The sequence below is a fragment of the Oleiphilus sp. HI0086 genome, assembly GCF_001635225.1.
This window is the reverse complement of the sequence record NZ_LWFZ01000592.1, coordinates 1-423: the sequence shown is the minus strand read 5'-3', so window position 1 is coordinate 423 and position 423 is coordinate 1. Positions and strand designations below refer to the sequence as shown.

Annotated in this window: 1 protein-coding gene; it reads right to left on the bottom strand. The window is 45.3% G+C overall.

Going from position 1 to position 423, the window contains the following annotated elements; all coding sequences use genetic code 11:
* Nucleotides 1-118 precede the first annotated feature (118 nt).
* On the bottom strand, nt 119-423 hold a 305-nt coding region (locus A3756_RS07065; protein ID WP_156490341.1), incomplete at its 5' end, for an RsmE family RNA methyltransferase.

The window sequence follows — 423 nt, the reverse complement described above, 5'->3', positions numbered from 1 at the left end:
TGGCTCCCGATAAAGAACGCTAATGCTCACTTTCAATCATTCACTCGATAATCAATCTGGCTGTTTCATCCTTATCAATTAAGTCTACTTGAACGTCCGACTAGCGGACAAAATTACCCTAGAATGTTGACCCAAATAGACGCGAGATCAATACGGGTACGGCAGTCTCTACGCGTAGAATTCTTTCGCCTAAATGAACTCCTTCAAAACCGGCTTCTTTGAGCTTGTTTACTTCATACTCAGTAAAGCCACCTTCGGGGCCGATGATTAAGGTGCAGGCTTCTTCGAGATGATGTGGGCAGACCTGTTCTTCTCTAGGGTGGGCGACTAGTTGGCGTGTACCTTTGGAAAGTGCAGGTAATNCATCTTCAACAAAGGGCTTGAAGCGCTTTTTGATATGAATTTCGGGCATCACGGTATCCT